We start from the raw sequence: 21,062 nt of genomic DNA on the forward strand, positions 1-21,062 counted from the left end.
GACCTACCGGTTCGACCGCACCGGCCTCACCCGCGCCGACGTCTACTCGATCGACACCCCGCCGCCCACCGCGTCCGGGTCGCTGCACATCGGGCACGTCTTCTCCTACACGCACACCGACGTCGTCGCGCGGTTCCAGCGGATGCGCGGCAAGAGCGTCTTCTACCCGATGGGCTGGGACGACAACGGCCTGCCCACCGAGCGCCGCGTGCAGAACTACTACGGTGTGCGCTGCGACCCGACGCTCCCCTACGAGCCCGGCTTCACGCCTCCGTTCGAGGGCGGCGACAACAAGAGCAGCAAGGCCGCCGACCAGAAGCCGATCTCGCGCCGCAACTTCGTCGAGCTGTGCGAGCGCCTCACCGTCGAGGACGAGAAGCAGTTCGAGGACGTCTGGCGGGCCCTCGGCCTGTCCGTCGACTGGTCGCAGAGCTACCGGACCATCGGCGACGAGTCGCAGGCCGCCTCGCAGCGCGCCTTCCTCCGCAACCTCGCCCGCGGCGAGGCCTACCAGGCGCAGGCCCCGACGCTCTGGGACATCACCTTCCGGACCGCCGTCGCCCAGGCGGAGCTCGAGGACAAGGACCAGCCCGGCGCCTACCACCGCCTCGGCTTCCACCGCGAGGGCGGCGAGGACGTCTTCATCGAGACGACCCGTCCCGAGCTGCTGCCCGCCTGCGTCGCCCTCGTCGCGCACCCCGACGACGAGCGCTACCAGGCGCTGTTCGGCACCACCGTCCGCACGCCGCTCTTCGACGTCGAGGTCCCGGTGCTCGCGCACCACCTCGCGCAGAAGGACAAGGGCTCGGGCATCGCGATGATCTGCACCTTCGGCGACATCACGGACGTGGTCTGGTGGCGCGAACTCGACCTGCCCAACCGCGCGATCATCGGCTTCGACGGCCGCCTGATCTCGGAGGCGCCCGCCGCGATCACGGGCGACGGGGGCCGCGCCGCCTACGAGCAGCTCGCCGGCAAGACCGTCTTCTCCGCGAAGCAGGCCGTCGTGGCGCTGCTGAAGGAGTCCGGCGAGATGGTCGGCGACCCGCGCCCCATCACGCACCAGGTCAAGTTCTTCGAGAAGGGCGACAAGCCGCTCGAGATCGTGTCGACCCGCCAGTGGTACATCGGCAACGGCGCTCGCGACGCGGTGCTCAAGGAGCGCCTGCTGGAGCTCGGCCGCGACGTGCGCTTCGTGCCGGAGTTCATGCGCGTCCGCTACGAGAACTGGGTGAACGGCCTCTCCGGCGACTGGCTGATCTCGCGCCAGCGCTTCTTCGGCGTGCCGATCCCGGTGTGGTACCCGCTCGACGGCGACGGCAACCCCGTCTTCGACTCCCCGATCGTGCCGGACGAGGCGGCGCTGCCGGTGGATCCCTCCAGCGACCCGGCCCCCGGCTACTCGGAGGACCAGCGCGGAGCGGCGGGCGGCTTCCAGGGCGAGCTCGACGTGATGGACACTTGGGCGACCTCCTCGCTGACCCCGCAGCTCGCGGGCGGCTGGGAGCGCGACGACGAGCTCTGGCAGCTGGTCGCTCCCTACGACCTGCGCCCGCAGGGCCAGGACATCATCCGCACCTGGCTCTTCTCGACCCTCCTGCGCTCGCAGCTCGAGGACGGCCGCGCCCCGTGGAGCACGGCGACCGTGTCCGGCTTCATCGTCGACCCCGACCGCAAGAAGATGTCGAAGTCGAAGGGCAACGTGGTCACTCCCGCCGCGATGCTCGAGCAGCACGGCTCGGACGCGGTCCGCTACTGGGCCGCCTCCTCGCGCCTGGGCACCGACGCGGCCTTCGACCCGCAGAACCCGACGCAGATCAAGATCGGCCGCCGACTGGCGATCAAGATCCTCAACGCGGCGAAGTTCATCCACGGCTTCCCTCTCGCCGAGGGCGCCGAGGTCACCGACCCGCTCGACCTCAGCATGCTGGCCACCCTCGACACCGTGGTCGCCGACGCGACGACGGCGCTCGAGAACTACGACCACGCCCGCGCCCTCGAGACGACGGAGGCGTTCTTCTGGACGTTCTGCGACGACTACCTGGAGCTGGTGAAGGAGCGCGCGTACAGCGAGGACGGCGCGTCCGCCGCGGCCGCCCTGCACCGGGCGCTCGACGTCCTCCAGCGCCTGTTCGCGCCGTTCCTGCCGTTCGCGACGGAGGAGACCTGGTCGTGGTCGCACGACGACTCGGTGCACCTGCGCCCCTGGCCGGCCGTCGAGGGCCTGGGCGGCGACCCCGCCGTCCTGGCCGCCGCGAGCTCCGTCCTCACGGCCATCCGACGCGCGAAGACCGATGCGAAGGCCTCGCAGAAGACGCCGGCCCGCTCCGCCCTGGTGACGGCGCCCGCCGAGCTCGTCGCGTCTCTCCGACTCGCCGCGGGAGACCTCGCGGCCGTCGGCAGGATCGCGACGCTCGACTTCGCCGAGGGCGACGCCCTCGCGGTCGGCATCGAGCTCGAGACCGAGGCGTAGCGCCGCTCCCGGGGGGCGGGAACCGTCCCGCCTCCCTCCCCACCGTCGAGAGGACCCCTCCCATGCAGCTCGGAACCCGCTGGTCGGTCGGCCAGGTGCCGCCGCAGACCCTCCCCGAGATCGTCGTCACCGCCATCGGCGACGTCGAGGGCGAGCTCGCCGCGGCCGGCACGGCGACCGCCGACTGGCGCTGGACGCTCACCTGGCTCGAGGGCAGGCCCGTCCTCGAACTCGACGACGGCACGACGATCACCTACCGTCCCGCCGAGGACGCTGCCTACATCACGCAGCCGCAGGGCCGCGTGGAGGGCGAGGACGACGACGACTGGGGCTGACGCCCCTTCGCGGCGCGGTCGCCGAGCCCGGTGAGCGCGCGCGTCCTGCGATCCTGAGCCGGAGCCCTCTCCCCCGCTCGCGCTCTAGGCTCGCAGGATGAGCGCTCCCGATCCCGTCGCCGTCCTGCTCGAGCCGAGCAGACTCCCCCACGGGCTCCCCGACTTCGCCGCCGTCGACCCCGAGGCCTACCGCCCGGCGTTCCTCGAGGCCCTCCGCCGGCACCGCGCCGAGATCGACGCGATCGCCGGCGCCTCCGAGCCGCCGACCGTCGAGAACACCCTCGTCGCCCTCGAGCGGGCGGGCCGCGAGCTGCGCCGGGTGAGCGCCGTCTTCTTCACCGTCGCCGCCTCCGACCGCACTCCGCTCACCGACGCTCTGGAGGCCGAGCTCGCTCCGCTGCTCTCGGCCCACAGCGATGCGATCAGCCTCGACCCGCGCCTGTTCGCCCGGCTCCGCGCTCTCGCCGAGCAGTCGACGGAGCTCGACCTCGACGCCGAGACGGCCTACCTCCTCGAGCGGAGGATCACCGGGTTCGAGCGCTCCGGTGCGCTCCTCGACGACGCGGGGAAGGCACGGCTCGGCGAGCTGAACGAGCAGCTGTCGACCCTGACCACGCGCTTCGAGAAGGATCTGCTCGCCGAGTCGAACGACCGGGCCGTCCTCCTCGACGACGTCGCCGGCCTCGACGGGCTCGACGAGTCCGACGTCTCGGCCGCCGCGCGCGCCGCCGCCGACCGCGGCGTCGACGGCTGGCTGATCACCCTTCCCCTCTACTCCGGCCACCCCTGGCTCGCGCGTCTGCGCGACCGCGGCGTCCGCGAGCGCGTCCTGCGCGCCTCTGTCGGCCGCGGTGCGGAAGGCGGGCCGCACGACACCACCGCGACCCTGCAGCAGATCGTCGCGCTGCGGGCCGAGCGCGCAGCTCTGCTGGGCGCGGCCTCGCATGCCGAGTTCGTGATCTCGGGCCAGACCGCGGGCTCGCCGGAGCGCGTCCTGTCGCTGCTGCGCGAGCTCGCCGCTCCCGCCGCCCGGAACGCGAGGATCGAGCTCGAGCGGATGCAGGCCTCCGCCGACGCCGAGCAGGACGCCGCCGGAGCGCCGCGCTTCACGATCGAGGCGTGGGATCGCGCCTACTACGAGGAGCGCGTGCGGTCGGAGAGCTACTCCGTCGGCTCCAGCGCACTGCGTCCCTTCTTCGAGCTGGAGCGGGTGCTCCGCCGCGGCGTGTTCGCCGCCGCCACCGGTCTCTACGGCGTCCGCTTCTCGGAGCGGAGCGACCTGGCCGGCTACAGCGAGCACGTCCGCGTGTTCGAGGTGCACGAGGAGGACGGGACGCCGCTGGGCCTGTTCCTGCTCGATCCCTTCACCCGCGACTCGAAGCGCGGCGGGGCGTGGATGAACTCCCTGTCCAGCCGCACCTCGCTGCTCGGCGACTCCGCCGTCGTCGTGAACAACCTGAACCTGTCGGCTCCGGGCCCGGGTGAGCCCGCCCTTCTCAGCCTCGACGAGGTGGAGACGCTCTTCCACGAGTTCGGGCACGCCCTGCACGGCCTGTTCGCGAGCACGCGGTACCCGCGCTTCGCCGGTACCGCGGTGTTCCGGGACTTCGTCGAGTTCCCGAGCCAGGTGAACGAGACGTGGGTGCGCCGCCCCGGGCTCCTCGCCGAGTACGCCCGCCACGTCGAGACCGGCGAGGCCCTGCCCGCGGGGACCGTCGAGCGCCTCGAGGCGTCCGCGCTATGGGGCGAGGGCTTCGCGACGAGCGAGTACCTGGCGTCCGCCCTGCTCGACCTCGCCTGGCACTCCCTGCCGGCCCCGGTCGAGCCGCGCGACGCGGCCGCCTTCGAGCGCGACGTGCTCGACGGCGCGGGCCTCCTCCTTCCCGCCGTGCCGCCCCGCTACCGCAGCACGTACTTCGCGCACGTCTTCTCCGGCGGCTACTCCGCGGGCTACTACTCCTACATCTGGAGCGAGATCCTCGACGCGGACACGGTCGAGTGGTTCGAGGAGAACGGCGGCCTCGACCGCTCGGCGGGCGAGCGCTTCCGCCGCGGGGTGCTCGAGCTCGGCGGCTCCCGCGATCCGCTCGACGCGTACCGCGCGTTCCGCGGGCGGGATGCGCGGACCGAGCCGCTGCTCGCGCGCCGCGGCCTCCTCTAGCGGCGCCGGGGGACGAGCCAGGCGAGGAGGACGAGTCCCACGACCAGGCCCCAGAAGGCCGAGCCGATCCCCGCGATGGTCGTGCCGGAGGCGGTGACCAGGAGCGTCGCCGCCGCCGGCAGCCGCAGCCGCGCGTCCTCCACAGCGGCCTGCACCGCCGACACGAACACCCCCAGCAGCGCCAGACCGGCGACCGCCTCGATCAGCAGCGGGCTCGCGGAGGACACCAGCGCGGCGGCCGCTCCGGCGAACACGCCCAGCACGAGGTAGGAGGCGCCCGCCGAGACCGAGGCGACCCAGCGCTGCTCCGGCCGCGGCGAGGCCTCGGGACCCGCGGTCAGCGCGGCGCTGAGCGCGGCGTAGTTGATCGGCACGCCGCCGAAGATCGCCGAGACCCCGGAGAGAGCACCGGTCGAGACGATCCCGGGACGCGAGTGGGCCGCGAAGCCGAAGCTCGTCAGCACCGCGATGCCCGGGATGTTCTGCCCGGCCATGGTGACCACGTAGAGCGGCAGGCCGATCCCGACCATCGCTCCGATCTCGAACACCGGAGCGACGAACTGCGGCACGGGGAGCAGCGGCGCACCGGCGAGTGCCGCGCCGTCCGTCACGATCAGCAGCACGATCGCCAGGGCGATCGCGGCCGGCACCGCCCAGCGGGGCAGGAGCCGCAGGAGCAGCAGCCAGAGCAGGATCACCGGCAGCGCGAGCGCGGGGATCTCGACCGCCGCGCGCACCGGCGCCAGGACGAGCGGGAACAGGATGCCCGCGAGCATGGCGTTCGCGAGCGGCCGCGGGATGCGCGCGACGAGCCTCCCGAGCGCCGGCCACAGCCCGGTGACCACCAGCAGAGCGGAGGCGACCAGGAACGCCCCGACCGCGCGGTCGAAGCCGCCGGGGAGCGTCGCGGTCGCGGCCAGCAGGGCGGCGCCCGGCGTGCTCCAGGCGAAGGTCATCGGCACGCGGTAGCGGATGCTCAGCACGATGCAGAGGACCCCCTGCAGCACGCAGACGGCGAGGAGGCCCGACGCGGCCTGCACGTCGGTGGCGCCCACCGCGACCACCCCGGCGAGCACGATCGCGAACGAGCTCGAGAAGCCGGTCAGGGCGGCGACGATCCCGGCGAGCAGCGGCTGGACGATGGCGGAGCCTCCCGGAGGATCGACCGGCACCGAGGCGACCGGACGCGCCGTCGGCGCGCTCCGCCAGGTTAGGGAAGCGGGAGCGCCTCGCCCGACGATCCGCCGGGCCAATCGCGGTGAACTGGCAGAGCGGGGCGGGGAGCGACTAGGCGCTCTTCTCCTGGCGACGGGGAGCGTGGGGCACGATCGTCGGGGCCGCGTTGTCGAGCACCGCGGCGCGGGTGACGACGACGCGCGCCACCTCGTCCGAGGAGGGCACCTCGAACATGATCGGGCCGAGCACCTCCTCGAGGATGGCGCGCAGTCCGCGAGCTCCGGTCTGGCGGAGGACCGCCAGGTCCGCGATGGCCTCGAGAGCGCCCCGGTCGAACTCGAGCTCGACGCCGTCGATCTCGAACATCCGCTGGTACTGCTTCACGAGCGCGTTGCGCGGCTCGGTGAGGATCTGCATGAGCGCGTCCTGGTCGAGCTGCGTGACCGTCGTGACGACGGGGAGGCGCCCGATGAACTCGGGGATCAGCCCGAACTTGTGCAGGTCCTCCGGGAGGACCTCGCTGAAGATGTTGATCTCGTCTTCCTTGTTGTGCAGCGGGGCGCCGAAGCCGATGCCGCGCTTGCCCGCCCGCGACGAGATGATGTCCTCGAGTCCGGCGAAGGCGCCGGCGACGATGAAGAGGACGTTCGTCGTGTCGATCTGGATGAACTCCTGGTGCGGGTGCTTCCGCCCGCCCTGCGGAGGCACGGAGGCGACGGTGCCCTCGAGGATCTTGAGCAGCGCCTGCTGCACTCCCTCGCCCGAGACGTCGCGCGTGATCGAGGGGTTCTCGGCCTTCCGCGCGATCTTGTCGACCTCGTCGATGTAGATGATGCCCGTCTCGGCACGCTTGACGTCGTAGTCGGCGGCCTGGATGAGCTTGAGGAGGATGTTCTCGACGTCCTCGCCGACGTAGCCCGCCTCGGTGAGGGCCGTGGCGTCCGCGACGGCGAAGGGCACGTTGAGGCGCTTCGCGAGGGTCTGGGCGAGGTAGGTCTTCCCGCAGCCCGTGGGGCCGATGAGCAGGATGTTGCTCTTGGCGATCTCGACCTCGTCGTGGATCGCGTCGGCGGCGGTGATGGTGTTGCGGGCCCGCACGCGCTTGTAGTGGTTGTACACGGCGACGGCGAGGGCCTTCTTGGCCTGCTCCTGCCCGATCACGTACTCCTCGAGGAAGCCGAAGATCTCCTTCGGCTTCGGGAGGTCGAACTCGTGGCTCGTCTCCTCGCTCGACTCGGAGAGGCGCTCCTCGATGATCTCGTTGCAGAGCTCGACGCACTCGTCGCAGATGTAGACGCCCGGTCCCGCGATGAGCTGCTGGACCTGCTTCTGGCTCTTGCCGCAGAAGGAGCACTTCAGCAGGTCGGCGCTTTCGCCAATACGTGCCACGGGGATGCCCCACTTCCTTGTCGTGCGTCTGTCGTGCGTCGGTCGGTCGTGCAACGGAGCCCGGAGCTCCGGCCGGTGCGAGCGGGACGAGCCCCCTGACACTGCTCCGAGCCTAGCCGCTGAGCCGCGAGGGCTCGGCAGGCGGGCCGGATTCGCCGTGCCTTGCGCCTCGTGTGGCGCTTTGCTACGGCGACGGAGGACGCAGAGAGGGGCCGGGCGGCGGATCGCTCCGCCACCCGGCCCCTCCTGGACGCCCTACGCCGTGAGAGCCGGGAGGCTCTTGCGGCTGGTGAGCACCTGGTCGATCAGCCCGTACTCGAGCGCGTCGCTCGCGCCGAGGATCTTGTCGCGGTCGATGTCCTTCTTGACCTGCTCGATCGAGCGGTTCGAGTGGTGCGACAGCGTCTCCTCGAGCCACTCGCGCATGCGCATGATCTCGGCGGCCTGGATCTCGATGTCCGAGGCCTGGCCCCCGCCCTGCTGCACGGCGGGCTGGTGGATGAGGATGCGCGCGTTCGGCAGCGCGAGGCGCTTGCCGGGCGTTCCCGCGGCGGTGAGCACGGCGGCGGCCGAGGCGGCCTGGCCGAGCACGACCGTCTGGATGTGCGGGCGGATGTACTGCATCGTGTCGTAGATCGCCGTCATCGCGGTGAAGGAGCCACCGGGCGAGTTGATGTACATGACGATGTCGCGGTCCGGGTCCTGGCTCTCGAGCACGAGGAGCTGGGCCATGATGTCGTCCGCGGAGGCGTCGTCGACCTGGACTCCGAGGAAGATGATGCGGTCCTCGAAGAGCTTGGCGTACGGGTCCTGGCGCTTGTAGCCGTAGGCCGTGCGCTCCTCGAACGTGGGGAGGATGTAGCGCGAGGACGGTGCGGCTCCGGAGCCGAACGCCGTTCCGCCGAAGGTGGGTGTGGTCATTGTCTGTTCCTGATCTCTCGGCGCGTTCGCTGGACTACTCGTCGATGGCGGTTCCGCCACCGCCGGCCACGTCGGTCGCCGACGAGCGGATGTGGTCCACGAAGCCGTAGGCGAGGGCCTCCTCGGCGCTGAACCAGCGGTCGCGGTCACCGTCCTCGTTGACCTGCTCGACGGTCTTGCCGGTCGCCTTGGCGGTGATCTCGGCGAGGCGCTTCTTCATGTCGAGGATGAGCTGCGCCTGGGTCTGGATGTCGGAGGCCGTGCCGCCGAAGCCGCCGTGCGGCTGGTGGAGGAGCACCCGCGCGTTCGGGGTGATGTAGCGCTTGCCCTGGGTTCCGGCGGTGAGGAGCAGCTGGCCCATGGAGGCCGCCATCCCGATGCCCACGGTCACGATGTCGTTCGGGACGAACTGCATCGTGTCGTAGATCGCCATGCCCGCGGTGATGGAGCCGCCGGGCGAGTTGATGTAGAGGTAGATGTCCCGCTCGGAGTCCTCGGCTGCCAGGAGCAGGAGCTTCGCGGCGATCTCGTTCGCGTTCTCGTCGCGCACCTCGGAACCGAGCCAGATGATCCGGTCCTTGAGCAGGCGGTCGAAAACACTGTTGGGCATAACCATGTCGGCCATGTATTGCTCCGTTTCAGTTGTCGCTTCGGAGGCGAATCTATCGGACGCCGCCAGGCCGATCCGGCCGTGTTCGCCCGGGGCGGAGCGGGAGTCGCCCGTGTTCGCCCGGGGCGGACCGGAGCCCCCCCAACGAGAGGAGCCGCCCTCCGACGGATCGGGGGGCGGCTCCTGACGTGCTCGCGGCGACTACTCCGCGGCCGGGGTCTCCTCGGCGGGAGCGGCGGCCTTCTTCTTGGCCGGCGCGCGCTTCTTCTTGGGGGCCGGGGCGGGCTCCTCCTCGGCGGCGGGCTCCTCGGCGACGGGCTCGGCGGGGACCTCGGCGTCGGCGGCGGCCTGAGCCTCCTCCGCGACCTCGGTCTCGTCCGAGGCGACGGCCTCGTCGGAGGCCTCGACGGCCTCGTCGTCACCGGGGACCGCGGTGAACGCGGTCAGGTCGACGGCGTTGCCCTCGGTGTCGGTGACCTTCGCCTTGCCGAGGACGATCGCGAGCGCCTTGTTGCGGGCGACCTCGCCGACCATCTGGCCGATCTGGTTGTTCTCGGACAGGATCTTGATGAACTCGTTCGGCTCCATGCCGTACTGCGCCGCACCCTGGATGAGGTACTGCGTGAGCTCGTCCTGGCTGACCTGGACCTTCTCCTGCTCGACGACGTGGTCGAGGAGGATCTGCGTCTTGAAGGTCTTCTCGCTGGCCTCCTTGACCTCGGCGCGGTGCTCGTCGTCCTCGAGGCGGTTCTCGCCCTCGAGGTGGCGGTGCACCTCGTCCTCGACGAGACCGGCGGGCACGGGGACCTCGACGAGGGCGAGCAGCGCCTCGACGAGCTTCTCGCGGGCCTCGCCGCCCTGGCCGAAGGTCTTCTGCTGAGCGGCCTGCTCCTTGAGCGACTCGCGCAGCTCGGCGATGGTGTCGAACTCGCTGGCGATCTGCGCGAAGTCGTCGTCGGCCTCGGGGAGCTCGCGCTCCTTGACGGCGGTGAGCGCGACGGCGATCTCGGCCTGCTCGCCGGCGTGGTCGCCGCCGAGCAGCGGAGCGGTGAACGTGGTGCTCTCGCCCGCGGTGAGCGAGTCGAGCGCCTCGTCGATGCCCTCGATCAGCTCGCCCGAGCCGAGCTCGTAGGAGATGGCGTTGGCGGTGTCGACCTCGACGCCGTCGATGGAGGCGACCAGGTCGATCTGCGCGAAGTCGCCGGTCTTCGCCGGGCGGTCCACGGTGACCAGGGTGCCGAAGCGGCTGCGGAGCTTGTCCAGCTCGGCGTCGACGTCGGCGTCGGTGACCTCGGCCGCCTCGACGGTGAGCTCGATGCCGTCGTAGTCCGGGACGGTGATCTCGGGGCGCACGTCGACCTCGATGGCGAGCTCGAGGTCGCCGGTGAAGTCCTTGTCGCTCGGCCAGGCGACGATGTCGGCCTGCGGGCGGCCCAGGGGGCGGACCTCGGTCTCGCGGACGGCCTCGCGGTAGAAGCCGTCGAGGCCCTCGTTGACCGCGTGCTCGAGCACCGCGGCCTTGCCGACGCGCTGGTCGACGATGGCGGGCGGGACCTTGCCCTTGCGGAAGCCGGGGACGTTGATCTGCTCGGCGATGTGGCCGTAGGCGTGCGTGATGCTGGGGCCGAGCTCGTCCGGGGTGACCGAAATCGCGAGCTTCACGCGGGTCGGGCTCAGCTGTTCTACCGTGGTCTTCACGTGAGGGGATCTCCTGTGCTGGTTGGTGTCGGCGCCGGATGACGGTCGTCACGGGTCGATGTCGTCACGATGAGTACTCGTGGTCGGGGCGACAGGATTCGAACCTGCGACCTCCCGCTCCCAAAGCGGGCGCTCTAGCCAAGCTGAGCTACGCCCCGGATGCGCGGGCCTGGGCACCGTGCGTGAGACTCTCGTCGAGCCGTCCCCGCACGTGCGCTTACGCGACACGCCGAAATGGCCTTCGCAAGTGTACTGCACCGCGGCAGCGGCGACCGGAACCGCGCGGCGGAGGACGACCGGGGTGTCCACGGTGCTCGCGCGATGTACTACGCTGTCCTGGTGCCCGGTCGAGAGACCCGATCGCACCGGTTCGCGGTCGTCCGGCCGCCGATCCGGGGCTGTAGCTTAGTGGTAAAGCCTCTGTCTTCCAAACAGATGATGCGAGTTCGATTCTCGTCAGCCCCTCTCCTCTCGAAGAGCCCCGGATGTCCGGGGCTCTTCGTCGTTCCGAGGCGTTCCGGGCGTGCTCAGCCGACCGCGCCGCGGTGCTCCTCCGTCAGGGCGAGGTACGAGGCGGCGTTCCGGCGGATGCCCTCGCGCTCCTCCTCCGTCAGCTCCCGCCGGACCCTCCCGGGGACGCCCGCCACCAGCGAGCCCGGCGGGACGACCGTCCCCTCGAGGACGACGGCGCCCGCGGCGATCAGCGAGCCGGTGCCGACGACGGCCCCGTTCAGGACGGTCGCGCTCATGCCGACCAGCACGTCGTCCTCGAGGGTGCAGCCGTGCAGCACGGCGTTGTGCCCGACCGAGACTCCGGCGCCGATGACCGCGTCGTAGTCGGCGTCGACGTGGACGACGACGCCGTCCTGGAGGTTGCTGCCGGCGCCGAGCTCGATCCGCGCGTGCTCGGCGCGCAGGACGGCTCCGTACCAGACGCTCGCCCGCTCCCCCAGGCGCACGGAGCCGATCACGGTGGCGCCCGGAGCGACCCACGCGGTGTCGGCGATCTCCGGGGCGCGTCCCCCGGTCAGGGCGAGGACGCGGGCGCCCTCCGCAGGACTCGACGGCATCGGGTTCTCCTCTTCTCCGGTGGTCAGCGCCCGGCGCGCAGGAAGGCGAGGACCGCCAGCACCCGCCGGTGGTCGGAGCCCGAGTCCTCGAGCCCGAGCTTCTGGAAGATCGCGGTCACGTTCTTCTCCACGGCGCCCACGCCGACGAAGAGAGCGGAGGCGATGCCCGCGTTCGTGCGCCCCTGGGCCATCTGCTCCAGCACCTCCCGCTCCCGCGGGGTCAGCGAGGCGAGCGGGTCGCGGTTGCGCTGCAGGAGCGAGGCGACGACCTGCGGGTCGAGGACGGTTCCGCCCGCTGCGACGCGCTCGACGGCGTCGCGCAGCTCCTCCACGGAGGCGACCCGGTCCTTCAAGAGGTAGCCGAGTCCGCCGTCGCCGGAGCCGAGCAGCTCCTGCGCGTAGGTGACCTCGACGTACTGGCTGAGCAGCAGGACCGACACCTGCGGGTAGCGCCGGCGGATCTCCAGCGCCGCGCGGACGCCCTCGTCGCGGAAGGTCGGCGGCATCCGGACGTCGAGCACGGCGACGTCGACCCCGGCCGGGTCCCGCGCCAGATCGGCGAGCAGGGCGTCCGCGTCTCCGAAGGCGCCGACAGAGGCGAACCCCGCGTCCTCGAAGAGGCGGACCAGGCCCTCGCGCAGGAGGACCGAGTCCTCGGCGATGGCGACGCGGATCACGAGCACGCCCTCAGGATAGGACGGCCGGGCGGTAGGGGACGTGCACCCCGACCGCGGTCGGCCCGCCGACCGGCGACTCCACGCTCAGGATCCCGCGCAGGCCCCGGACGCGCCCGCCGACCCCCTCGAGGCCGTGACCGGCGACCGGCGACGCCCCGCCGACTCCGTCGTCCACCACCCAGGCGTCGAGCCAGCGCTCCCCCGGAGTGCCGGAGTCGCGGGTGTCGAGGTGCACCCGCACTGATCGGGCGCCGGAGTGCTTGGAGGCGTTGGCGAGCAGCTCGGCGACGACGAAGTAGACGCTGCGCTCGACCTCGGGCGGCACGTCCGCCACGGGGTGCTCGGTGAGGACCTCGACCGGCACCGGGCTGAGCTCGGCGAGCGAGTGCACCGCCGCCTCGAAGCCCCGGTCCTGCAGGATCGGCGGCGCCACTCCGCGGGAGAGGGCGCGCAGCTCGTCGAGCGCGGCGCGCACGTGCTCGCGAGCCTCGTCGACCAGGCGGGCGGCGGACTCCGGGTCGGCGGCGAGTCGGTTGCGGGCCGAGGCCAGGTCCATCTGCACCCGGATCAGGCGCTGCTGCGGGCCGTCGTGGATGTCGCGCTCGAGCCGGCGCAGCGCGCGGTCCTCGGCGGCGACGGCTGCGCCGCGGGAAGCGCTCAGCTCGGCGACCTCGCGCTGGAGCGCCTCCGACTCCCACGGGCCGAGCAGGAGACGGTCGACCAGCCAGTGCAGGAGGGAGAGGCCGCGGGTGGCGAACGGCAGGGTCGAGACGAAGAGGACGGTCGTGGCGACCGTCGCCGCGGCGACCAGTCCCGCCGGAGGCTGCGGGGCGCCCAGCAGAGCGGCTCCGCTCTCGGCCAGCAGGCGGGCCGGACCGGGGGCCCCCGTGAGCGCGGCGGCCACCGTGCCCGGGCCCGCCCAGGTCCACAGCGCGAGGAGCAGTCCGGACAGCAGCGCGAGCACCGGAGCCACGACGAGCGTGTGCAGGAGAGCGAGCCAGTAGTGCCCGTCGATCACCGGACCGTAGAGGGCGAAGGTCGAGGGAGTGACGGCGGAGGGCGGTCGCCGCCACTGCGGCCGGGGGACGGCGGGCCGTCCGGCCAGCACGTCGAGGCCGACGGCGGCCCGCGAGAAGAAGCGCGCCGTGTAGAGGGCGGCAGGCAGGAACACCAGGCCGATCAGGACTCCGACGAGCCCGAGCGCGACGGCCAGCGCGACGCCGGCGCAGAAGGCGCCGAGGAGCGCGACCGGGATCGCGGCCACCAGCGCGAGCACCTCCCGGGGCAGTCCGCGCCAGAGCCGGAGGTAGGCGCGCGAGGCCTCGCCGAGGGCCGTCGATGCTCCGCTCATCCGCGCCTCCTGTCCGCTCCCGCCGCCGCCGCGACCCGGTCGAGCGTACCGGCGGCACGGCTCCGGGCACCCGGGGGGAAGCCCCCGTGACGCCCCTCCGCGACAGAGGTGAGCCTGTCCTTCACCGGACTGAGCCGAGCCTGCGCTTCCTTGCGGCGCCGGGGGATCTGCGTACTGTTGACGATCAGTCACCCCCTCTCGAAAGGACCAGACGATGTCCACCACGTCCGTCACGTCGCTCACCTCGTCGAACCCGGATGTCGCATCCGGAGTCGCCCAGTTCCTCAGCCCCGTCGTCGTCGAGATGACCGCGCTCGCCGTCAACGGCAAGCAGGCGCACTGGCACGTCCGCGGCGCCAACTTCATCGGCGTCCACGAGCTGCTCGACGCGATCGTCGGCCGCGCCATCGAGTGGGCCGACCTCGCCGCGGAGCGCGTCGTCGCCCTCGGCCTCCCGGTCGACGCCCGCATCCAGACCGTCGCCTCGGCGACGCAGTCCGAACCCCTCACCCCCGGCTTCCAGCGCTCCGAGAACGCGATCGTCGAGATCATCCGCCAGATGGACGTCGCCATCGCGACCGTCAACACGGCGATCGCCGAGCTCGCCGAGATCGACGCGAGCAGCCAGGACGTCGCGATCGAGATCGGCCGCGGCCTCGAGAAGGACCGCTGGTTCCTCTTCGCCCACGTCAGCGAGAGCTGAGCACCACGCCTCGACGGGCCCGCGGATCCTCGGATCCCGCGGGCCGTCGTCGTTCCCGGGCCCGTTCGCGCGATCCGGAGCAGCCGGTGTCGCGACGGGCGCGGGTCAGCCGCCGTGCGTGAAGCGGCCCGCCAGGAGGGTCGCGGCGACCGGCATGGATCGGAGGGCTCCCGCGTCGGCGGCGAGCGGATCGCGGTCGACCACCACCAGATCGGCGGGATCGCCGGCCGCGGGCGTGAGCCGGCGCACCCGGGTCGAGGCGACGATCGCCTCCTCGACGCTCACCCGCTGCTCCGGATGCCAGGGCTCGTCGCCGGGCAGCGCCCGCGCGACCGCGGCCGAGATCGCGACCCACGGGTCGAGCGGAGCGACCGGAGCGTCCGAGCCGAGCACCACGTGGGCCCCGGAGTCGAGCAGCGAGCGCAGCGGGAACGCCCGGCCGGTGCGTCCCGGCCAGTACCGCTCCGCCACCTCGCGGTCGTCGAGCGCGTGCGCGGGCTGCACTCCGGCCTCCACGCCGAGCGCGGCGAACCGCGGAAGGTCGGTCTCCGCGAGCAGCTGAGCGTGCTCGATCCGGCCCCCGCCGACCCGGCCGAGCGCGTCCAGAGCCAGCGTCGCCGCGGCGTCTCCGATCGCGTGCACGGTGGAGCGGATGCCCCCGGCGGCCGCGCGGGCGAGCAGCTCGTCCAGCTCGGCGGGCTCCACGGTGAGGACGCCGTTGCCGTCGTGGTCGGCGTAGGGGTGGGCGCAGTAGGCGGTCCTCGTGTTGAGGGAGCCGTCGATCAGGACCTTGAGCGGGCCCATCCGCAGCAGGCCGTCACCGCCGTCGAGTTCGTCGCCAGTGCGCAGTCCCTCCGCGAGGGCGCGGTCGAGGTGGTCGCGGTAGACGCCGGTGTCGACGCGGAGGGAGCGTGCTCCGCCAGCGACGCGACGGGGCCAGTCCCCCACATTCCAGCGCATCTCGAGGTCGACGACGCCGACCACCCCGCGAGCCGCAGCCCGCCGCGCCGCCGCGTCGGCGAGTGCGTCGAGCTCGTCGTCGCCGAGGGCGCCGAGTGCGGTGACGAGCTCGAAGCAGGCGTCCTCGCGCAGCAGCTCGGGCTCGGGAGCGACGGCGTAGCGCCGGTACGCGGCGGAGTTCAGCCAGGCGCAGTGCAGGTCGCCGCTGATCAGCACGACGGGCCGCTCCGGAGAGACCTCGTCCAGGAGCGCGGTCGTCGGCGGCTCCGGCCAGAGGCCGTCGCGGAAGCCGAAGCCGATCAGCGTGCCGGTACCGGGCTCCTCCGCCAGGCGACGTCGGACCGCGTCCGCCGTTCCGCGGGCCGAGTCGGCTGACGAGACGTCCAGGCGCGGGGCCGTCATCGCCCACTGGGAGAAGTGGACGTGCTCGTCCCAGAGGCCGGGGAGCACCCAGCGCCCGTCGAGGTCGCGCACCTCGTCGCCCGGGGCGGCGGCGGCGTCCGGTCCGACCGCTTCCACGCGGCCGTCGCGCAGGAGCACGGCACCGGGTCGGGACGAGCCGAGGAGGCGGGCGCCCCGGAGCAGGAGACCGCCGGTCATCGGGCGGCCTCGCGGAGCGCGGGGCGGACGGCTCGGCGGGTGCGCGACCGGGCCGACCGCTCTCCACCCGCGCTCACGACTGGCACACCGGGCACCAGTAGAGCTTGCGCGCGCCGATCTCCTCGAGCAGCACGTTCGTGCCGCAGACGCGGCAGGGCAGGCCCTCGCGCTTGTAGACGTAGTTGCGCTCGGCGCGGCTGCGGACGGCTTTCGAGCGCTCGGTCTTCGTCAGGCCGCGGCGCGTGATCATCATCCCGGTCCGGATGCCGTCCTCGAGCAGGTCCGCCCAGTCCCGCCACAGCTCCTGTGCGAGCTCCAGCGGCACCTGCTTGCCGGGAGTGTGCGGGTCGAGGCCGGCGCGGTAGAGCAGCTCCGCGCGGTAGATGTTGCCGATGCCACTGACCACGGACTGGTCCATCAGCACCAGCCCGACCGGCGTCGCCGTCCTGCGGAGCCGGTTCACGAAGCGGTCGCGCGCCTCGTCGGAGTCGTCGTCGGCCGGATCCGGACCGAGGCGGGCGAGGAGGGCCTCCACCTGGGCGGGATCCATCACCTCGCAGGCGGTGGGGCCGCGCAGGTCGGCGACCGTCTCCTCCGTCATGATGCGCACGCGCACCGCGCCCACGGGCGGCGGCGGGAACTCGTCGAGATCGGAGTCGGTCTCGTGCTCCGTCTCGGAGAGGCGCACGGCGCGGCGGCGCCGGGGAGCGCCGATGCTGCTGCCCGCCTTGCCGTCCGGGAACAGCGGCGAGACGTGCCCGAGGAAGTCCCACGCACCGTAGAGGCCGAGGTGGACGTGCAGCGTCAGGTCGCCCTCGAAGCGCAGCAGCAGGTGCTTGCCGACGGCCGTGGACTCGAGGACCTCGCGCCCGTCGAGGAGCGCGGCTCCCTCGGTGAAGCGACCCTGGGGGCTGCTGGTCGCGACGCGGTGCCCGACGACGTCGCGCTCGAACTGCAGGGCGATCCGGTGGACGGAGTGCCCCTCGGGCACTCAGCGCTCCTTCGCGGCGGAGTCGACGACCCGGCCGGCGATGTCGCCGGTGGCCTCGTACTCGGCGAGCTGCGCGATGCGGCGCACGTGCCGCTCCTCGAAGGTGAAGGGCTCGGCGACGAACGCGTCGATGAAGCCGGTGGCCTCCTCGACGGAGTGCTGGCGGGCCCCGATCGAGATGACGTTCGCGTCGTTGTGCTGGCGGGCCAGCACGGCGGTGCTCAGATTCCACACGAGCGCCGCGCGCACGCCCGCGACCTTGTTCGCCGCGATCTGCTCGCCGTTGCCCGAGCCGCCGAAGACGACGCCGAGAGCCTCGACCCCCGCCTCCTGATCGCGGACGACCGCGGCGGCGGCGTTGATGCAGAAGGACGGGTAGTCGTCCAGCGGGTCGTAGGACGTGGGGCCGTGGTCGATCACGTCATGACCGGCGGCGCCGAGGTGCTCGATCAGGTGACGGCTGAAGTCCAGCCCTGCGTGGTCCGTGGCGATGTGGATGCGCACGAGAGAACTCCTCCGGAAGAGCCGTCTGGGGCCCGCGGTGCCCGGGCCGGGAGCCAGAGTACCGCGGGTCGGCTCAGTCGAACTGCGGGTCGCGGGTCCGCGAGCGCTTGAGCTCGAAGAAGCCGTCGAAGGAGGCGGCGGCGACGATGCCGTCCCAGAGGGTCAGCGCCTGCTCGCCCCTCGGGATCGGCGAGATGACGGGGCCGAAGAAGGCGACGTCGCCGATCGCGATGACCGGGGTGCCGACGTCCTGGCCGACCCGCTCGATCCCGTCGAAGTGGGAGGCGCGCATCGGCTCGTCGTACTCGTCCGAGTCGGCGTGGGCGGCGAGCTCCGCAGGCAGGCCGAGCTCGGCGAGCGACTCGGCGATCACCGCGTCGACGTCGGTGCGCCCGCCCGGGTGGATCCGGGTGCCGAGCGCGTCGTAGAGCGGCTTGACGTGCTCGCGGCCCTCGCGCTCGGCGACGGCGGCGACCAGGCGGGTGTATCGCAGCGCGCGCGGGAGGAAGGCGCGGTACGAGTCGTCCACGTCCTTGTCCTCGTTGAGGACGGCGAGGCTCATGATGTGCCACTGCACGTCGAGGTCGCGCGCGGGGGTCACCTCGTCCACGAATCGCGAGGTCATCCAGGCCCACGGGCAGGAGGGGTCGAACCAGAAGTCCACAGAGGTCATGGGGACACGCTACGCCGCTCGCGGCGGCCGCGTCCGCGCTCCCCGGCGGCTCCGCAGGATCGGCGCCACGGGGCTCCACGGCGGGTCCCGGCAGCTCTAGGGTGGATCGGCGGCGCCCGCACCCCGGCGCCCGCGGCAGCGCCCGAGACGAACGGATGGAGCACCCCCGTGCCAGGAGACAACCTCACCCGGAGCGAGGCGCAGGAGCGCGCCTCGCTGATCCAGGTCCACGACTACGACATCGCCCTCGACCTGACCCGGGGAGCCGAGACCTTCCTCAGCACGACCACGGTGCGCTTCTCCTCCGCCGAGGGCGCCTCGAGCTTCATCGACGCCGTCACGGGCACGGTCCACTCCGTCACCCTCAACGGCGCGGAGCTCGACCCCGCCGACGTCGCCGACGGCGTCCGGATCCGCCTCGACTCCCTGGCTGCGGACAACGAGCTCACCGTCGTCGCCGACATGCTCTACACCAACACGGGCGAGGGCCTGCACCGCTTCGTCGACCCCGTCGACGGCGAGGTGTACCTGTACTCGCAGTTCGAGGTGCCCGACTCCCGCCGCGTCTTCGCGGTGTTCGAGCAGCCGGACCTCAAGGCCGAGTTCCGCTTCACCGTCACCGCGCCCGCGCAGTGGCAGGTCGTGTCGAACCAGCCCACTCCCGAGCCGGTCCCGGCGGGCGAGGGGATCGCGACTTGGAGCTTCGAGCCCACCCCGCGCATCTCCTCCTACATCACGGCCCTCGTCGCCGGACCCTACGTGGTCGAGACCGACTCGCTCGTCTCCTCCGACGGCCGCACCATCCCGCTGGGGGTCTTCGCCCGGGCCTCGCTCGCGCCCTTCCTCGACGCCGACTACGTGTTCGAGAAGACGAAGCAGGGCTTCGCCTTCTACGAGGAGAAGTTCGGCGTCCCGTACCCGTTCGCGAAGTACGACCAGCTGTTCGTCCCCGAGTTCAACGCCGGCGCGATGGAGAACGCGGGAGCGGTGACCTTCACCGAGACCTACGTGTTCCGCTCGAAGGTGACGGACGCGATCAAGGAGCGCCGGGTCGTCACGATCCTCCACGAGCTCGCCCACATGTGGTTCGGCGACCTGGTCACGATGAAGTGGTGGAACGACCTCTGGCTCAACGAGTCGTTCGCCGAGTACGCCTCCACCCTCGCCACCGCGGAGGCGACGGAGTGGACCGAGGCGTGGACCACCTTCGCCGCGATGGAGAAGAGCTGGGCCTACCGCCAGGACCAGCTGCCCTCGACCCACCCGATCGTCGCGACCATCAACGACCTCGAGGACGTCCAGGTCAACTTCGACGGCATCACCTACGCCAAGGGCGCCTCGGTGCTCAAGCAGCTCGTCGCGTGGGTCGGCGAGAAGGAGTTCCTCGCCGGCGTCCACGAGTACTTCGTCAAGCACGCCTTCTCGAACACGGAGCTGCGCGACCTGCTGGTCGAGCTGGAGGCCACCAGCGGGCGCGACCTCACCGAGTGGTCGGCGCAGTGGCTCGAGACGGCCGGCGTGAACACGCTCCGCCCCGAGATCGCGGTCGACGAGAGCGGAGCGATCGCGTCCTTCGCGATCCAGCAGACCGCGGTCGAGGAGTACCCGACGATCCGCCCGCACCGCCTGGCGATCGGCCTGTACGACTTCGAGGGCGAGCGCCTCGTCCGCGTCGACCGCCTCGAGCTGGACGTCGACGGGGAGCGCACCGAGGTGCCCGAGCTGATCGGCCGCACCCGTCCGGCGCTCGTGCTGCTCAACGACGACGACCTCGCCTACGCGAAGGTCCGCCTCGACGACGCCTCGCTCGCTGTGGCCGTCGAGCACCTCGCGAGCATCGACAGCCCCCTGGCCCGCTCGCTGGTCTGGGGCTCGGTCTGGGACTCGACCCGCGACGCCGAGTCGGCGCCGCGCGACTTCGTCCGCCTCGTCCTGGGCAACGTCGCGACCGAGACCGAGTCCACGACCCTGCGGACGGTGCTCAACCAGCTCGTCGCCACCGCCACCCAGTACGTCGCTCCGGAGTACCGGGCCGAGGTCCTCGAGGAGGCGGGCGATCAGCTGTGGACGCTCGCGCAGAGCGCCGAGCCGGGCAGCGACGCGCAGTTCCAGTTCGTGAAGTTCTTCGCCGCGATCGCGTCCACCCCGGCGCACCTCGAGGCCGTGCAGGCGCTGCTCGACGGCTCCACCGCTCTCGACGGCCTCGACATCGACACCGACCTCGGCTGGGAGCTGCTGATCGCTCTCGTCGCCGGCGGGCGGGCCGGTGCGGACTACATCGACGCGGCGCTCGCCTCGGACAACACGGCGACCGGCCAGCAGTCGGCCGCGCACGCCCGTGCCGCACTGCCGACCGCGGAGGCGAAGCGCGCGGCGTGGGACTCCGTCACGGCCGACGACTCAGCACCGAACACGATCGTCCGCTCGACGGGCCTGGGCTTCCAGCGCGCCGCCGACCCGCGCCTGCTCGACGCGATGGTCCCGGTCTACTTCGACGCCCTCCGCTCCCTCTGGGAGTCGAAGAGCTACAAGATCGCCGAGTACCTGGTCGTCGGCTTCTACCCGGCCGCCACGCCCTCGCAGGAGATCGTCGACGCCACCCGCGCCTGGCTCGACGCGAACCCGGAGGTCCCGGCGCTGCGCCGACTCGTGATCGAGAACCTGGCCGGCGTGGAGCGTGCGCTCCGCGCCCAGGAGCGCGACACCCGGGGCTGACAGCGAGCCGCCCGGTCCCCCGGCGCTGCGGGACCGGGCGGCTCTCCCCGCTCCC

Annotated in this window: 17 protein-coding genes and 2 tRNA genes; 6 read left to right on the forward strand and 13 right to left on the reverse strand. The window is 72.2% G+C overall.

Features of this window, described 5'->3' with window-relative positions; genetic code table 11:
* The 3 genes from valS to C5C74_RS10040 all read left to right on the forward strand — a co-directional run.
* On the forward strand, positions 1-2,473 hold a 2,473-nt coding region (valS, locus tag C5C74_RS10030; protein WP_104351462.1), incomplete at its 5' end, for a valine--tRNA ligase.
* Positions 2,474-2,535: 62 nt separating this feature from the next.
* Entirely contained in the window at positions 2,536-2,808 is a 273-nt protein-coding gene (locus C5C74_RS10035) for a hypothetical protein (protein WP_104223690.1), read from the forward strand.
* Positions 2,809-2,905: 97 nt separating this feature from the next.
* Complete coding sequence (locus tag C5C74_RS10040) at positions 2,906-4,969, forward strand: M3 family metallopeptidase (RefSeq protein ID WP_104351463.1); 2,064 nt, start codon at positions 2,906-2,908, stop codon at positions 4,967-4,969.
* On the opposite strand, the gene C5C74_RS10045 is transcribed toward C5C74_RS10040, so the two are convergent.
* The 6 genes from C5C74_RS10045 to C5C74_RS10070 all read right to left on the reverse strand — a co-directional run bounded on the left by C5C74_RS10045 (position 4,966) and on the right by C5C74_RS10070 (position 10,921).
* A complete protein-coding gene (locus tag C5C74_RS10045; RefSeq protein ID WP_104226726.1) occupies positions 4,966-6,141 on the reverse strand; it encodes a benzoate/H(+) symporter BenE family transporter in 1,176 nt (391 codons plus the stop codon). The genes C5C74_RS10040 and C5C74_RS10045 overlap by 4 nt on opposite strands.
* 115 nt (positions 6,142-6,256) lie before the next feature.
* Positions 6,257-7,534, reverse strand: coding sequence for an ATP-dependent Clp protease ATP-binding subunit ClpX (gene clpX, locus C5C74_RS10050; RefSeq protein ID WP_104247278.1), 1,278 nt, complete (start codon positions 7,532-7,534; stop codon positions 6,257-6,259).
* A gap of 255 nt (positions 7,535-7,789) precedes the next feature.
* Positions 7,790-8,455: an ATP-dependent Clp protease proteolytic subunit gene (locus C5C74_RS10055; protein ID WP_068253282.1), complete on the reverse strand. Its 666-nt coding sequence runs from the start codon at positions 8,453-8,455 to the stop codon at positions 7,790-7,792.
* Between the two features lie 34 nt (positions 8,456-8,489).
* Positions 8,490-9,080, reverse strand: a complete 591-nt coding sequence (locus C5C74_RS10060; RefSeq protein ID WP_097165884.1) for an ATP-dependent Clp protease proteolytic subunit — start codon at positions 9,078-9,080, stop codon at positions 8,490-8,492.
* Positions 9,081-9,266: 186 nt separating this feature from the next.
* Complete coding sequence (tig, locus tag C5C74_RS10065) at positions 9,267-10,763, reverse strand: trigger factor (RefSeq protein ID WP_104257383.1); 1,497 nt, start codon at positions 10,761-10,763, stop codon at positions 9,267-9,269.
* Between the two features lie 80 nt (positions 10,764-10,843).
* A tRNA-Pro gene (locus C5C74_RS10070) sits at positions 10,844-10,921 on the reverse strand.
* A 236-nt stretch (positions 10,922-11,157) separates the two neighbouring features.
* Between C5C74_RS10070 and C5C74_RS10075 the strand changes: the two genes are divergently transcribed.
* Positions 11,158-11,228 (forward strand) — tRNA-Gly (locus tag C5C74_RS10075).
* A gap of 62 nt (positions 11,229-11,290) precedes the next feature.
* Here the strand turns inward: C5C74_RS10075 and C5C74_RS10080 are convergent.
* Genes C5C74_RS10080 through C5C74_RS10090 form a run of 3 tightly spaced genes read right to left on the reverse strand, consistent with a single transcriptional unit; the run spans position 11,291 to position 13,861 of the window.
* Positions 11,291-11,833, reverse strand: a complete 543-nt coding sequence (locus tag C5C74_RS10080; RefSeq protein ID WP_104223695.1) for a gamma carbonic anhydrase family protein — start codon at positions 11,831-11,833, stop codon at positions 11,291-11,293.
* A gap of 23 nt (positions 11,834-11,856) precedes the next feature.
* Positions 11,857-12,507: a response regulator transcription factor gene (locus C5C74_RS10085; RefSeq protein ID WP_208543396.1), complete on the reverse strand. Its 651-nt coding sequence runs from the start codon at positions 12,505-12,507 to the stop codon at positions 11,857-11,859.
* A gap of 13 nt (positions 12,508-12,520) precedes the next feature.
* Positions 12,521-13,861, reverse strand: coding sequence for a histidine kinase (locus C5C74_RS10090; RefSeq protein WP_104351465.1), 1,341 nt, complete (start codon positions 13,859-13,861; stop codon positions 12,521-12,523).
* A 214-nt stretch (positions 13,862-14,075) separates the two neighbouring features.
* Between C5C74_RS10090 and C5C74_RS10095 the strand changes: the two genes are divergently transcribed.
* On the forward strand, positions 14,076-14,564 hold the full coding sequence (locus tag C5C74_RS10095; RefSeq protein ID WP_104226731.1) for a Dps family protein: 489 nt from the start codon (positions 14,076-14,078) through the stop codon (positions 14,562-14,564).
* Positions 14,565-14,669: 105 nt separating this feature from the next.
* On the opposite strand, the gene C5C74_RS10100 is transcribed toward C5C74_RS10095, so the two are convergent.
* The 4 genes from C5C74_RS10100 to C5C74_RS10115 all read right to left on the reverse strand — a co-directional run bounded on the left by C5C74_RS10100 (position 14,670) and on the right by C5C74_RS10115 (position 18,292).
* A complete protein-coding gene (locus tag C5C74_RS10100; protein WP_104351466.1) occupies positions 14,670-16,124 on the reverse strand; it encodes an amidohydrolase in 1,455 nt (484 codons plus the stop codon).
* Between the two features lie 73 nt (positions 16,125-16,197).
* On the reverse strand, positions 16,198-17,115 hold the full coding sequence (locus C5C74_RS10105) for an Fpg/Nei family DNA glycosylase (protein ID WP_104262810.1): 918 nt from the start codon (positions 17,113-17,115) through the stop codon (positions 16,198-16,200).
* Positions 17,116-17,619, reverse strand: coding sequence for a ribose-5-phosphate isomerase (locus C5C74_RS10110; protein ID WP_104223700.1), 504 nt, complete (start codon positions 17,617-17,619; stop codon positions 17,116-17,118). It abuts the gene before it with no gap.
* 73 nt (positions 17,620-17,692) lie between these two features.
* Complete coding sequence (locus C5C74_RS10115) at positions 17,693-18,292, reverse strand: DsbA family protein (protein ID WP_104223701.1); 600 nt, start codon at positions 18,290-18,292, stop codon at positions 17,693-17,695.
* A gap of 168 nt (positions 18,293-18,460) precedes the next feature.
* Here C5C74_RS10115 and pepN point away from each other — a divergent pair, with 168 nt between their 5' ends.
* Positions 18,461-21,007, forward strand: a complete 2,547-nt coding sequence (gene pepN / locus C5C74_RS10120) for an aminopeptidase N (protein WP_104351467.1) — start codon at positions 18,461-18,463, stop codon at positions 21,005-21,007.
* Positions 21,008-21,062: the final 55 nt, after the last annotated feature.

Source organism: Rathayibacter sp. AY1E8 (assembly GCF_002931415.1).
GTDB lineage: Bacteria > Actinomycetota > Actinomycetes > Actinomycetales > Microbacteriaceae > Rathayibacter.

Coding starts and splice junctions, on each gene's coding strand:
- C5C74_RS10060 (WP_097165884.1), bottom strand. CDS start 9,080: ATGGCCGACATGGTTATGCCCAACAGTGTTTTCGACCGCCTGCTCAAG.
- C5C74_RS10115 (WP_104223701.1), bottom strand. CDS start 18,292: ATGACCTCTGTGGACTTCTGGTTCGACCCCTCCTGCCCGTGGGCCTGG.
- C5C74_RS10090 (WP_104351465.1), bottom strand. CDS start 13,861: ATGAGCGGAGCATCGACGGCCCTCGGCGAGGCCTCGCGCGCCTACCTC.
- C5C74_RS10080 (WP_104223695.1), bottom strand. CDS start 11,833: ATGCCGTCGAGTCCTGCGGAGGGCGCCCGCGTCCTCGCCCTGACCGGG.
- C5C74_RS10055 (WP_068253282.1), bottom strand. CDS start 8,455: ATGACCACACCCACCTTCGGCGGAACGGCGTTCGGCTCCGGAGCCGCA.
- C5C74_RS10040 (WP_104351463.1), top strand. CDS start 2,906: ATGAGCGCTCCCGATCCCGTCGCCGTCCTGCTCGAGCCGAGCAGACTC.
- C5C74_RS10095 (WP_104226731.1), top strand. CDS start 14,076: ATGTCCACCACGTCCGTCACGTCGCTCACCTCGTCGAACCCGGATGTC.
- C5C74_RS10100 (WP_104351466.1), bottom strand. CDS start 16,124: ATGACCGGCGGTCTCCTGCTCCGGGGCGCCCGCCTCCTCGGCTCGTCC.
- C5C74_RS10035 (WP_104223690.1), top strand. CDS start 2,536: ATGCAGCTCGGAACCCGCTGGTCGGTCGGCCAGGTGCCGCCGCAGACC.